The organism is Bacillus sp. ChL18 (assembly GCF_026241425.1).
Taxonomy (GTDB): Bacteria; Bacillota; Bacilli; order Bacillales; family Bacillaceae; genus Bacillus; species Bacillus velezensis.
Map to the genome: position 1 here is coordinate 1,076,899 of NZ_JAPHWE010000002.1, position 11,843 is coordinate 1,088,741.

General features: G+C 45.5%; 12 protein-coding genes, 1 rRNA gene and 1 riboswitch. Of the genes, 8 read left to right on the plus strand and 5 right to left on the minus strand.

Features of this window, described 5'->3' with window-relative positions:
* Window positions 1–50: 50 nt before the first annotated feature.
* Both hmpA and OQ477_RS16455 read left to right on the plus strand, forming a co-directional pair.
* A complete protein-coding gene (hmpA, locus tag OQ477_RS16450) occupies window positions 51–1,226 on the plus strand; it encodes an NO-inducible flavohemoprotein (RefSeq protein ID WP_265973212.1) in 1,176 nt (391 codons plus the stop codon).
* A 141-nt stretch (window positions 1,227–1,367) separates the two neighbouring features.
* Window positions 1,368–2,213, plus strand: a complete 846-nt coding sequence (locus tag OQ477_RS16455; RefSeq protein WP_014418724.1) for a glucosaminidase domain-containing protein — start codon at window positions 1,368–1,370, stop codon at window positions 2,211–2,213.
* Window positions 2,214–2,246: 33 nt separating this feature from the next.
* Here OQ477_RS16455 and OQ477_RS16460 read toward each other — a convergent pair whose 3' ends face one another.
* From OQ477_RS16460 to cudC, 3 genes are all read right to left on the minus strand, one after another.
* The gene (locus tag OQ477_RS16460; RefSeq protein ID WP_007613331.1) at window positions 2,247–2,915 is read right to left on the minus strand and encodes a potassium channel family protein; all 669 of its coding nucleotides are present in this window, start codon (window positions 2,913–2,915) and stop codon (window positions 2,247–2,249) included.
* 163 nt (window positions 2,916–3,078) lie between these two features.
* Window positions 3,079–3,618, minus strand: coding sequence for a biofilm surface layer hydrophobin BslA (bslA, locus tag OQ477_RS16465; RefSeq protein WP_015240450.1), 540 nt, complete (start codon window positions 3,616–3,618; stop codon window positions 3,079–3,081).
* Window positions 3,619–3,777: 159 nt separating this feature from the next.
* Entirely contained in the window at window positions 3,778–4,332 is a 555-nt protein-coding gene (gene cudC, locus OQ477_RS16470; RefSeq protein WP_265973213.1) for a choline uptake/conversion transcriptional regulator CudC, read from the minus strand.
* Between the two features lie 200 nt (window positions 4,333–4,532).
* On the opposite strand from cudC, the gene betB reads away from it, so the two are divergent.
* The 3 genes from betB (at window position 4,533) to OQ477_RS16485 (ending at window position 7,884) form a co-directional block, all read left to right on the plus strand.
* Window positions 4,533–6,005, plus strand: a complete 1,473-nt coding sequence (betB, locus tag OQ477_RS16475) for a betaine-aldehyde dehydrogenase (protein WP_014418720.1) — start codon at window positions 4,533–4,535, stop codon at window positions 6,003–6,005.
* A gap of 17 nt (window positions 6,006–6,022) precedes the next feature.
* Window positions 6,023–7,231 (plus strand): choline dehydrogenase, encoded by a 1,209-nt coding sequence (gene gbsB / locus OQ477_RS16480; RefSeq protein WP_003152181.1) that lies wholly within the window; start codon window positions 6,023–6,025, stop codon window positions 7,229–7,231.
* 71 nt (window positions 7,232–7,302) lie between these two features.
* Window positions 7,303–7,884, plus strand: coding sequence for an MOSC domain-containing protein (locus OQ477_RS16485; protein ID WP_265973214.1), 582 nt, complete (start codon window positions 7,303–7,305; stop codon window positions 7,882–7,884).
* Window position 7,885: 1 nt separating this feature from the next.
* Here OQ477_RS16485 and OQ477_RS16490 read toward each other — a convergent pair whose 3' ends face one another.
* On the minus strand, window positions 7,886–8,374 hold the full coding sequence (locus OQ477_RS16490) for a DinB family protein (protein ID WP_032876875.1): 489 nt from the start codon (window positions 8,372–8,374) through the stop codon (window positions 7,886–7,888).
* Window positions 8,375–8,519: 145 nt separating this feature from the next.
* Here OQ477_RS16490 and OQ477_RS16495 point away from each other — a divergent pair, with 145 nt between their 5' ends.
* Both OQ477_RS16495 and OQ477_RS16500 read left to right on the plus strand, forming a co-directional pair.
* On the plus strand, window positions 8,520–9,050 hold the full coding sequence (locus tag OQ477_RS16495; protein WP_032876878.1) for an NfeD family protein: 531 nt from the start codon (window positions 8,520–8,522) through the stop codon (window positions 9,048–9,050).
* Window positions 9,051–9,069: 19 nt separating this feature from the next.
* Complete coding sequence (locus OQ477_RS16500) at window positions 9,070–10,599, plus strand: flotillin family protein (RefSeq protein ID WP_045208587.1); 1,530 nt, start codon at window positions 9,070–9,072, stop codon at window positions 10,597–10,599.
* A gap of 30 nt (window positions 10,600–10,629) precedes the next feature.
* Here OQ477_RS16500 and thiT read toward each other — a convergent pair whose 3' ends face one another.
* Window positions 10,630–11,211: an energy-coupled thiamine transporter ThiT gene (gene thiT, locus OQ477_RS16505; RefSeq protein WP_044801717.1), complete on the minus strand. Its 582-nt coding sequence runs from the start codon at window positions 11,209–11,211 to the stop codon at window positions 10,630–10,632.
* A 99-nt stretch (window positions 11,212–11,310) separates the two neighbouring features.
* A riboswitch (TPP riboswitch) is annotated at window positions 11,311–11,411 on the minus strand.
* 366 nt (window positions 11,412–11,777) lie between these two features.
* Here thiT and OQ477_RS16510 point away from each other — a divergent pair.
* Window positions 11,778–11,843 (plus strand): 16S ribosomal RNA (locus OQ477_RS16510); the annotation flags it as partial.

An 11,843-nucleotide genomic window follows, 5' to 3' on the forward strand; every position in this document is an offset into this window, starting at 1 on the left:
TACTATAAAGATATATTGAAAATACATCTTTAGAAGGGTTGAGGATTAACATGCTGGATGAGAGAACAATAGACATCATCAAAAGCACAGTACCCGTATTGAAAACACATGGAGAAAACATCACCGGACGCTTTTATAACCTGATGTTTCAAGATCATCCCGAACTGTTAAATATGTTTAACCAAACGAACCAAAAGAAACAGACTCAGCGCGCAGCATTGGCAAATGCAGTCATTGCGGCTGCGGCGAATATTGATCAATTAGAACAAATCATTCCGGCGGTCAGACAGATCGGCCATAAACACACAAGCATCGGTGTAAAACCGGAACATTATCCGATTGTCGGAAAGTATCTGCTTCTGGCAATTAAGGATGTGCTGCAGGATGCCGCAACTTCTGAGATTATGCAGGCATGGGAAAAAGCCTACGGTGTTATTGCTGAGGCTTTCATCGGCATTGAAAAAGACATGTACAATGAAGCCGGATGGCAGGGGTATAAAGAATTTACGGTTATACAGAAAACGAAAGAAAGCAAAGATATTACATCATTTTATATCAAACCGAGTGACGGTTCTTCGCTTCCTGGATTTGAAGCGGGACAATATATCAGCATTAAAGTGCGGATTGCGGATTCTCCTTATACGCACATTCGCCAATACAGCCTGTCTGATGCTTCTCAAAAAGGGGCATATCGGATTTCTGTGAAAAAGGACGGAGCGGTTTCTTCTCATCTCCACAATGAAGTTCAAGAGGGAGATAAACTTGAAGTCAGCGCACCCGCCGGGGATTTCAAGCTGTCTTCTTCCGAAAAACCGGTTGTTCTTATCAGTGCCGGCTCCGGAATCACGCCGATGATGAGCATGCTGAAAACAGCCGCCGAAAAACAGCCGGAGCGTTCCGTTACTTTTATTCATGCCGCGAAAAACGGAGAATACGCCGCGTTCCGCAAAGAGGCTGAACAAGCTGCGGAGAATCATCCGGATATTAACGTCATTTATGTATACAGTGAACCGGCAGAACAAGACCGCTCAGGAGACAAGCCTTTTTACAGCGGCCGGATTGATCAAACCTTCCTGGAGCAGCTTCATCTGAATCAAGATGCTGAATTTTACTTGTGCGGATCAGCGCAGTTTATGACGCAAATGAAAGACATGATTCTTGCACTCGGGTTTGACTCTGATTCCGTTCAATATGAATTGTTCGGCCCTCAGCTGAGCATGGCATAACAAAAAAGACTCCTCAAAGAGGAGTCTTTTTTATTTGCACAATGTGTTCTTTCTCCGTCTTTTTCCCTATTTTATTGAAATTTTCATCAATGACCAGTAAAATTATAAATCTAGTGATTCCGGAATTAAAGGAAGGTTGATATGAAAAAGAAAGCAAAGACCAAAAGGGTGCTTGGGTGCCTTTTTGCTGTATCTCTTATATTCGGATTATTTCTGGTATCAATGGTGTTTTCGAAATTCATAGTGACGGAAGAAAAACCGCCTGAAGAGGTGGACGAGCAGCAGGTCTTTATTGACAGCCTTTCCGGGCATGCTCAAATTTTATATGAGAAATATCATGTCCTTCCGAGCATCACCCTCGCACAGGCCATTCTCGAATCGGACTGGGGGAACAGTGAGCTTGCGGGGAAAGCGCGCAACCTGTTCGGTGTAAAAGGTGATTATAAAGGAAAACACGTCACGATGAAAACGGATGAATTTGAAAAAGGAAAACGAAAAACGATTCGGGCAAAATTCCGTAAATACAGCACGTTTTTTGAATCAATGGATGACCATGCCAAATTATTTGTCAACGGAACGTCTTGGAATAAAAAGAAGTATAAGCCTGTCATTGAAGCGGACAATTATAAAACTGCGGCGGCTGCCCTTCAAAAATCCGGCTACGCCACAGACCCCGGCTATGCTGAAAAAATTAAAGATGTCATAGAAACCTATAACCTGAATGAATATGACAAAATCAATGCCTCTCTTAAAGCAGTTGATATGAAAGGCGCCATCAAAGACCACGCCATTGAAGACGTGTGGTCGAAGCCGTCAAAAGAGCGGCATTCTATAAAACTGGCATCGGCGCAAAAGTTTACCGGCCAGCATATTAAAGTCGTATCTGAAAAACAAAACGGAGAATCCGTCTGGTACCAAATTCAAGTGAAAGATGAGTTGATCGGCTGGGTTGACCAAACCGCCGTCCAGTTAAGTGAAGAAACATAAGCATCAAAAAAAGCCGGCAGCCCGCCGGCTTTTTTACATTCCTTCAGTTTCAAACCTTTTAATATCACGTTTATGCCCCATCAGCACAAGACAGTCACATTCATGAATGACAGTCTCCGGAGAAGGGGACAGCTGAATGTCTCCATTATGTTTCAAGGCGAGAATGGTGCAGCCGAATCTGGCCCGGACGCCGAGATCAAGAATGGATTTTAAATGCAGCTTTTTTGTGGCTGAAAGCTCCACAATGCTGTATTCATCTGACAAATCAATGTAATTTAAGACATTTTCATCCGAAAGGCTTTGCGCAATCCGCACGCCCATATCCTTTTCGGGATGGATAATACGATCAGCGCCGATCTTTTCAAGCACTTTGTGATGATAATAGTTTTGCGCTTTCACCCAAATATTAGGGATGTTCAGCTCCTTCAATAACAGCGTCGTCAGCGTGCTTGCCTGAATGTTGGCGCCGATTGCTACGATGACATATTCAAAATTTCTGATGCCGAGCGACTGAAGCTCGCTTTCTTCCGTTGAATTTGCCCGCACAGCATGCGTGGCATAAGAGGAGTATGCGTTGACCCGCTCTTCGCTGATATCGACCGCAAGCACCTCATGCCCCATTTTAAAAAGCTCTTTACAGATGCTTCCGCCGAAACGGCCGAGTCCGATGACGGCAAATTGTTTATTTTTGATTTTTCCCAATCCTCATAACTCCTTAAGAAACTGTTTTCGTCACTCCAAATACAACAAACAAGAATGTACTCCTGTTTCAAGGGTTTGTCAATGCGAGAGCCGGAAGAAAGAAAACAGCACAAAAAAAGACCGGCTGACAAGCGATGGGCTTGTGCCGGTCTTTTTTTCGCAATTATTTGCAGTTGCAAGGCTGTGTCGGCGGTGTGCTGCGTTTTTGAACAACAATTGTGTCCTCAGCATAGAATTTAGAGCCGATGCTTAATGATTTATTTTCTGCACGGAACTTATATGTACCTGCAGCAGGCAATGTTTTATTATTAAGAGAAAGCTTAAATTCCGCTGCGCCGAGCAAATCAATGTTTAACGGAAGTCTGACTGTTTTGCCGTTATTCAGAATCTGTCTTTCACGCAAAGCGTGTCCGTTGACTGTATCTTTTGTTGTAGCCGCAAATCCGCTAGGAAGGGTAAATTCCATAACGCCTAAGCTCAGGATCGTGTTCGGACGGTACGTCAATTCGATATCAGAAAATGACCATTCCTGCTGGCTGGCACCTGTATATTTTGCAAATAAGGTAGCAGTCGCTTTCGTGGACATTTCCGGCTCGTGAACGGTTGAGCCTGACTCAGCGGCGAATGACGCTGTCGGCAGAGAAAGAAGCAAAACCAGGCCGAATAAACTTGCCATGACAGTTGAGAAAAATTTCTGTTTCATTTTCATAAATCCCCCTAAAAAAATTTTACTGATTGTTCTTAAAAAAGAACGACCATACCTATAAAAATTTACCATCAATTTTAATGGAAGTAAATGGGGTTATGTTCCTATATTTTCTCAAAAATAATCAAATCACGACAAAAAACGCCTGATTTTGATTCAGGCGTTTTTTTCGTCCGTTTCTATCGGAATAAATTTAAAAATCTCCCCGCTCTGAACCGAGTCGGCGAGACGCTTCAGCCAATGATAATAAGCTTTCGAACTTTCAAGCTGATCATGTAACTGCCGTGCTTCTTCCTGTAATTCCGCGTTGCCTTTCTCGGCCAGCAAAACGGTCTGCAAATCCGCCTGGGCCTGTTCAATGGCGGACAAATTCACCTGAACTTCACGATCCCATTTCGGCGGGAAGAAATTCGTAAAAAACGTAAAGAAATCTTTTTCCGCTACAAACGTATGCTTCCGTGTGCCGCGGTGAAAGGTTTTTTTGACTACATTTAAATCCTGCAGCTTTTTGACGCCTGTGCTCATACTCGGTTTGCTCATCTGCAGTTCCTCACGCATTTCGTCAAGCGTCATTTCATCCCTCATATACATTGTTCCGTATAAAATCCCGACACTCCGTGTGATTCCGTAAAGATCCATCGTCTCTGCAATGGAATCAATGACAAGATCCCTGGCTTGTTCTATAGCTGCGAATTCTGGATTCTCATCCATACTGTCCCTCTTTTCCTCTTGAAGTTTAAATTTGTTAAGTCATTTCTTTATGTTCTTAATCTTAACGAATCATGACAAAATGTCAAAATCTAAACGGACTGACCGGGTTTTGACAGGCAAAAAAACATGTGTTAAATTAATATTGTTAAAAACATTAAATTTTTATTTAACAAACTTACTTTTCGGTAAGGAGGACTTTTATGAGCAAAACGCTTTATATCGGCGGCGAATGGATCAGTGCAGAAAAAAAACAGACCCGCCGTATCATTAATCCATTTAATCAAGAAGAAATTGCAACGGTATGCGAAGGAGACCGGGATGATGCGGTGAAAGCCATCGCCGCAGCCAGAAAAGCATTTGATGAAGGGGAGTGGCCGGTGCTTTCCGGGCTTGAGCGCGGACAATTTGTTCTGAAAATTGCGGAATTAATCAGACGCGATCTGAACGAATTAGCTGAGCTGGAATCGCTCGATACAGGAAAAACGATTGAAGAAAGTAAAGCCGATATGGATGATATCGCAAATGTATTTCAATATTATGCCGGTTTGGCGGATAAAGACGGAGGCGAGGTCATTTCATCTCCGATTCCCGATTCCGTAAGTAAAATCGTCAGAGAGCCCATTGGCGTATGCGGACAAATTACGCCGTGGAACTATCCGCTCCTTCAGGCGAGCTGGAAAATCGCTCCCGCTCTTGCGGCCGGAAACACGATCGTTTTAAAGCCGAGCGAGATTACTCCGCTGACAACCATTAAAGTCTTTCAATTAATAGAAGAAGCCGGTATTCCGAAAGGGGTCGCCAATCTCGTGCTGGGGCCGGGTGCCTCTGTCGGCGATGAGCTGGCGAGAAACCTCGACGTCGATTTGGTCTCTTTTACGGGCGGAATTGAAACAGGCAAAAAAATCATGCAGGCGGCAAGCGGCAACGTGAAAAAGATTGCCCTGGAGCTTGGCGGCAAAAACCCGAATATCGTATTTCAAGATGCAGATCTCGAAACAGCTGCAGATCAAGCGCTGAACGCCGTGTTTTTCCATGCCGGCCAAGTTTGTTCGGCAGGGTCCCGTCTTTTGGTGGACGAAGCCATTCATGATGAATTTTTAGCCGAGCTGATCAAGCGCACGAAACGCATCAAATTAGGAAACGGTTTTCATGAAGATACGGAAAGCGGTCCGCTGATTTCCGCCGAGCATCGGGCCAAAGTCGAAAAATACGTCGAAATCGGTATCGAAGAAGGGGCAAAACTGGAAACAGGCGGCAAACGTCCTGATGATCCCGCCCTTCAAAATGGTTTCTTCTATGAACCTACTATTTTCTCAAACTGCAAGTCTGATATGCGGATAGTCCAAGAGGAGATCTTCGGCCCCGTTTTAACAGTTGAGTCATTTTCTTCTGAAGAAGAAGTGATCAGACTTGCCAACGATACCATTTACGGGCTGGCCGGAGCGGTATGGTCAAAGGATATTGAAAAATGCGAACGCGTAGCCGCCAAACTGCGGATGGGAACGGTATGGATCAATGATTTCCACCCGTATTTCGCGCAAGCGCCATGGGGCGGGTACAAACAATCGGGCTTCGGCCGCGAACTCGGCAAAATCGGTCTGGAAGAATACACGGAAATCAAACATATTTACCGCAACACGAAACCTGCGGCTGTGAACTGGTTTCAAGCATAACGAGGAGGAGATACAATATGACATTAAATATGAAAGTAGAAAGCATGCATAAATTCCATACATTCGAAATCCCGACAGTCATTAAACACGGAATCGGCGCGATTCAGCACGCGGGAAGTGAAGTCAGAGCGCTTGGCGTCACAAAAGCGCTGCTCGTAACAGACCCGGGAATTTATAATGCGGGAGTGGCAAACCCGGTCATTGAATCTTTGCAGGAAGCGGGCATCGAAGTCGTCCTGTTTAACAAAGTGGAGCCGAACCCGCCTGTACGTCTTGTAAACGAAGGATCAGAACTGTATAAAAAAGAAAACTGCAACGGCCTTGTGGCTGTCGGCGGCGGAAGCTCCATGGATACAGCGAAAGCGATCGGAGTAGAAGCGACACACGAAGGAAGCGTGCTTGATTATGAAGCCGCGGAAGGCAAAAAGCCGCTGGAAAACCGTATTCCTCCGCTGACAACGATCCCGACGACTGCGGGAACAGGTTCAGAGGTCACACAATGGGCGGTCATTACAGATGAAGAAAGAGAATTTAAATTCAATACGGGCGGACCGCTTATCGCCGCGCATTTAACGGTCATTGACCCTGAGCTGCACACGTCCATGCCTCCGCATGTGACGGCTATGACAGGTATTGATGCCCTTGCGCACGCCATCGAGTGCTATACGATGAAATTCGCGCAGCCGATCACTGATGCCGTCGCTTTAATGGCCATTGAATATGCGGCGCATTATATTAAGCGCGCGTTTGCGGACGGAGAGGATTTGGAAGCAAGATACGGCATGGCGCAGGCGGCGATGCTTGCCGGCCTTTCATACGGCAGTGAATCAGCAGGCGCGGCGCATGCGATGAGCCAGACGCTCGGCGGTATCATCCCTGTCGCTCACGGACAATGCGTCGCAGCTATGATGGGGCCGGTAATGGAATACAACTGGAAAGGCTATCCGGAAAAATTCGCCCGCATCGCCAAAGCATTCGGAATCGATACAAGCAACATGACAACCGAAGAAGCGGCAAAAGCGTCCGTCAACTGGATGTATGATCTTGTAAAAGATTTAGAGGTGCCGAGTTTAGAAGAACAAGGTGTGTCTCCGGACATGATTGAACGTTTATCAAAAGAAGCCATGAAAGATCCGCAAACATTCGGAAACCCAAGAGATTTGAATGAGAAAGCATACAACTGGATTTACAAACGCTGCTTTGACTTAACGCCGAAAACGGTATAATAAATGAACCCCGCTCCTTTACAGAGCGGGGTTTTTTAAGGATAATGTCAAGAAAAAGGCGTTGGTGGCTGATGTGGAAACGCATAACAGCAAAGACGGAAGGCGTATATATAGCGGATACCGAACAATTTGTTACCAAAAAGATGGACAAGCTTCGTGCGGAATACGGCGGGTTCCCCGGTGACCTGCATTTCGGACTGACAAAAAAGGCCGGCGCGCGTGAGCCGATGTATGAAAGAGGAACAGAAATTTTTAACCGGAGACAAATTTCAATCGTGTCCATGGAGGAATGTGATGACATTGCGGAGAAGATGGGGATTTCTCATATCTTTCCCGAATGGCTCGGCGCTAACATCGCAATCAGCGGTTTTTCTGCACTGACGCTGCTTAAAGAAGGAAGCAGAATAATATTTCCAAGCGGTGCGTCTCTGTTGTGCGAGGGAGAAAATGATCCGTGCATTCAGCCGGGAGAAGTCATTCAATCCTTTTATCCGGATCAGCCAAAACTCGCCGCGGCGTTTGTGAGGCACGCGATGGGCAGAAGAGGAATTGTCTGTATTGTTGAACGCCCGGGTGATATATGCACGGGCGATGCGGTCACCATCCATTCTTATGAACCGAAACGCGCCAAGAAAAAAATCGAAAAGGTCTGACTCAGACCTTTTCGATTTTTTGTTTGATTTCTTTTATTTGATTAATGTGACGCTTTTCATGATGGCCGATAAAATCAATCCACTGGCGGATCGTCAGTTCTTGAAAAACAGGATGGGGAAGCACACGTTCTAAGTCTTCCTCGTTTAATGATGAAATGACGGCGGTCAGCTGCTGTCTTGCCGTATCTAATTCCTGTTTTGCTTCAATGACTGATATTCGGTTTTGCTCAGGTTCGAGGTGTGACGGAGCCGGCCGTTTATTTGTTCTGTCCTCTATAAACTCCATCGGTTGTTCTTCTATTTCTTTTAACGGTGCGTCTTTTGCCTGCTTTGATAAAAGGGTCTGCGCTGTTTCGTCAATTTTCTTTAAATGGTCAAGGACTTCCCGCACGCTCCACTCATCAGCCGCGGGCTTTCGGTTGAATTCCTCATCAGAGAGTCCTTTCAGTTCTTCCCAGGTCTGCTGTCTTGCTTCATTAAAAATGCTCATCCTATCTCCTCCTTTAGAGTAAACATATCATATCCGGATTGGATAATCATGTAATCAGCCTTCCTTGTCAGAAAATTGAAACCATTCACCTTCACATCCGTATATAAAGTAACACTCCACACCTCAGCCGAAAGGAGGATAGAAGATGGACATATTTCATCTGCCGCTTGAAACGGTCTATCTTTACACATTGATTATTTCGGGAAGTCTCACGCTTTTGATTCTGTTTTTTCAAGATGTGTTTCACGGCCTCTCGGAAGCCATTCCTGTTTCATTTTTAAACCCTGCATTGATTCTGTCTTTTTTAACAATCTTTTCAGCCTCAGGTTATATCGGCGAAATCGCCGCTCCGCTATCAAGTCCTGTCATTGCGTTGCTTTCATTTGTTCTTTCGGTTCTTTTGGTCAGCCTGCTTCACTTCTTCGTCCTTGTCCCGCTTTCATCAGCGGAAGAATCGCTCGCATATCGGGAGACAGATTTAAAGGGCAGAGTCGGCAGGGTCATTACTTCCGTCCCGAAAGACGGCTATGGGGAAGTGATCATAGAGGGAATAGGGGGCGCCATTTCTAAATCAGCCGTCAGCTTTGATCAAGAACAGATCAAGTACGGAACGGCCGTATTAGTGATTGATGTAAAAGACGGAGTGCTTTTTGTGACGCCGCATGAACCAATCTGATATCTAAGGGGGAACTGTTATGACTATGCCGATTATCATCGTTATCGGAATCGTATTCTTTTTACTCATCGCACTTATTGCTGTATTTATTACGAAGTACCGGACGGCGGGGCCGGACGAAGCCCTTATCGTGACCGGAAGTTATTTGGGGAATAAGAATGTTCACATTGATGAAGGCGGAAATCGTCTGAAAATCGTCCGGGGCGGGGGAACGTTCGTGCTCCCGGTATTCCAGCAGGCAGAACCTCTCAGTTTACTGTCAAGCAAACTTGATGTCTCTACACCTGAAGTCTATACAGAACAAGGCGTGCCGGTAATGGCCGACGGAACCGCCATTATTAAAATCGGAGGCTCCATCGGTGAAATCGCAACAGCAGCTGAACAATTTTTGGGGAAATCTAAGGAAGACCGTGAGCAGGAGGCACGGGAGGTGCTGGAAGGCCATCTGCGCTCCATCCTCGGCTCCATGACCGTTGAAGAGATTTATAAAAACAGGGAAAAGTTTTCTCAGGAAGTCCAGCGGGTCGCGTCTCAGGATCTTGCTAAAATGGGGCTGATGATCGTTTCTTTTACGATTAAAGACGTCCGAGATAAAAACGGCTATCTTGAATCATTAGGTAAGCCGAGAATCGCCCAAGTCAAGCGGGATGCGGACATTGCCACGGCAGAAGCGGATAAAGAGACGAGGATTAAACGCGCGGCCGCTGATAAAGACGCAAAAAAATCAGAGCTGGAGCGGGCGACGGAAATAGCTGAAGCGGAAAAAATCAATCAGCTGAAAATGGCGGAATACAGAAGAGAGCAGGATACAGCAAAAGCCAATGCCGACCAGGCATATGATCTTGAAACAGCAAAAGCCCGCCAGCAGGTGACAGAGCAGGAAATGCAAATTAAAATTATTGAGCGGCAAAAGCAGATTGAATTGGAGGAAAAAGAAATTCTGCGCCGTGAGCGCCAATATGACTCTGAAGTGAAGAAAAAAGCCGATGCTGACCGTTACTCGGTGGAACAAGCGGCCGCGGCCGCAAAAGCAAAGCAGCTCGCCGAAGCGGATGCCGAGCAGTACAGTGTCGAAGCGATGGCCAAGGCGGAAGCGGAACGCGTGAGAATTGACGGTCTTGCTAAAGCGGAGGCTGAAAAGGCCAGAGGAGAAACCGAAGCGGAAGTCATCCGCCTGAAAGGACTCGCAGAAGCGGAAGCTAAAGAAAAAATCGCCGAAGCATTCGAAAAATACGGGCAGGCTGCAATCCTTGATATGATTGTGAAAATGCTGCCTGAATATGCGAAGCAAGTCTCAGCGCCTCTTTCCAACATTGATAAAATTACCGTCGTTGATACGGGAGGAAGCGGTGAAAACGGCGGGGCCAATAAAGTCACAGGCTACGCAACCAATTTAATGGCCGGTCTTCAGGAAAGCTTAAAAGCATCTTCCGGAATCAATGTAAAAGAGCTTATTGAGAATTTTTCGGGAAAAGGAAACATAAAACAAAGTATAAATGAACTTACAAAAGAACTGAGTGATTCAAACGAACGGCACAGCCCGGAATAAAAAAACAGCAGGCGTAAACCGCCTGCTGTTTCAGTTCGTCCGCTTAGCTTCAAGAAGCCGCGGCGCAGTCATGAATAATAAGATAAGGACAACGGCCGAAAGGATAAAAGAAGGAATCATATAAGTCGCGTTATAGACGGACGAATAAACCCATACCGGCGTGCCTTTCGGAGCATAGCTTCCGAAAAAGACAGCTCCGGAGACCACATGTGCCGCATAGCGCAGCACACTGCCGATGAAAACACCGCCTATAACATACATCGTTAAAGCGCCTCTTTTTTTATTCAATGCCGATTCCCGTACACCGGAAGCAAACAAGCCGCTGAAACCGAGGACTGCAAATGCCGCGATGTAATCAAGAAATAGCTGCACCGGGTGCTGCAAAAACAAATTGCCGATGGCGATCTGGACAATCCCTGTTAAAAAGCCTGTCGTAAGCCCGGCCTTCACTCCCCAGCGGAATGAAATCAAAAAAATCGGAATCATCATAATAGAGACCGAACCGCCTTGGGGCATCCGGAGAAACATGCCTGAGACAATGTCCAGAATGACAGCCGCCCCGGTCATAATCGCTATTTCAATTAAGCGCACAAGCTGTGTTGAATGATTCATAGTTTTCCCCCTGGTCAGACAACCGTATCAAGGATAAACAAAAAAGCAGCGCGGGGAAGGATGGGAAAAGTCCGCGCGCTGCTTACATAAACTGCAAATCATTTGGCTTTGCCACATCCCTACGCCAGCGTTAACTAACAGGTTCAAAGGGTCAGAACAAAATGTTCACTCTCAGCTTTAATGCTCCCCTTGTGGTCATCAAGTATTTAGTTCAATCTTACTATACAAGAAAATATGCCAAACCACAAGACAGCTTATCTTTCTATAGAAGAGAAACTGAAATAAGTATGAAAGAAAATAATTAATGATTTTTTTAAAAAAACTATTGTCATATTTTCAAAAGGGTGTTATATTGTTAAACGTCGCTGATGAACAGCAGACAACAACGAAAAGCTTCGGAAACAACTTGAAAAAAGTTGTTGACATAAAAGAAGCTGAGTGGTAAGATAATAAAGCTGCTTCAACAAGCGGTAATGATCTTTGAAAACTAAACAAGACAAAACGTACCTGTTAATTCAAAGTTTTAAATAAATCGCACAGCGATGTGCGTAGTCAGTCAAACTACTTTATCGGAGAGTTTGATCCTGGCTCAGGACGAACGCTGGCGGCGTGCCTAATACATGCAAGTCGAG

Excerpts from the sequence above, each read along its gene's own strand:
- hmpA (WP_265973212.1), top strand. The coding sequence starts at position 51 with ATGCTGGATGAGAGAACAATAGACATCATCAAAAGCACAGTACCCGTA.
- OQ477_RS16455 (WP_014418724.1), top strand. The coding sequence starts at position 1,368 with ATGAAAAAGAAAGCAAAGACCAAAAGGGTGCTTGGGTGCCTTTTTGCT.
- bslA (WP_015240450.1), bottom strand. The coding sequence starts at position 3,618 with ATGAAACAGAAATTTTTCTCAACTGTCATGGCAAGTTTATTCGGCCTG.
- cudC (WP_265973213.1), bottom strand. The coding sequence starts at position 4,332 with ATGGATGAGAATCCAGAATTCGCAGCTATAGAACAAGCCAGGGATCTT.
- betB (WP_014418720.1), top strand. The coding sequence starts at position 4,533 with ATGAGCAAAACGCTTTATATCGGCGGCGAATGGATCAGTGCAGAAAAA.
- gbsB (WP_003152181.1), top strand. The coding sequence starts at position 6,023 with ATGACATTAAATATGAAAGTAGAAAGCATGCATAAATTCCATACATTC.
- OQ477_RS16485 (WP_265973214.1), top strand. The coding sequence starts at position 7,303 with ATGTGGAAACGCATAACAGCAAAGACGGAAGGCGTATATATAGCGGAT.
- OQ477_RS16490 (WP_032876875.1), bottom strand. The coding sequence starts at position 8,374 with ATGAGCATTTTTAATGAAGCAAGACAGCAGACCTGGGAAGAACTGAAA.
- OQ477_RS16495 (WP_032876878.1), top strand. The coding sequence starts at position 8,520 with ATGGACATATTTCATCTGCCGCTTGAAACGGTCTATCTTTACACATTG.
- OQ477_RS16500 (WP_045208587.1), top strand. The coding sequence starts at position 9,070 with ATGACTATGCCGATTATCATCGTTATCGGAATCGTATTCTTTTTACTC.
- thiT (WP_044801717.1), bottom strand. The coding sequence starts at position 11,211 with ATGAATCATTCAACACAGCTTGTGCGCTTAATTGAAATAGCGATTATG.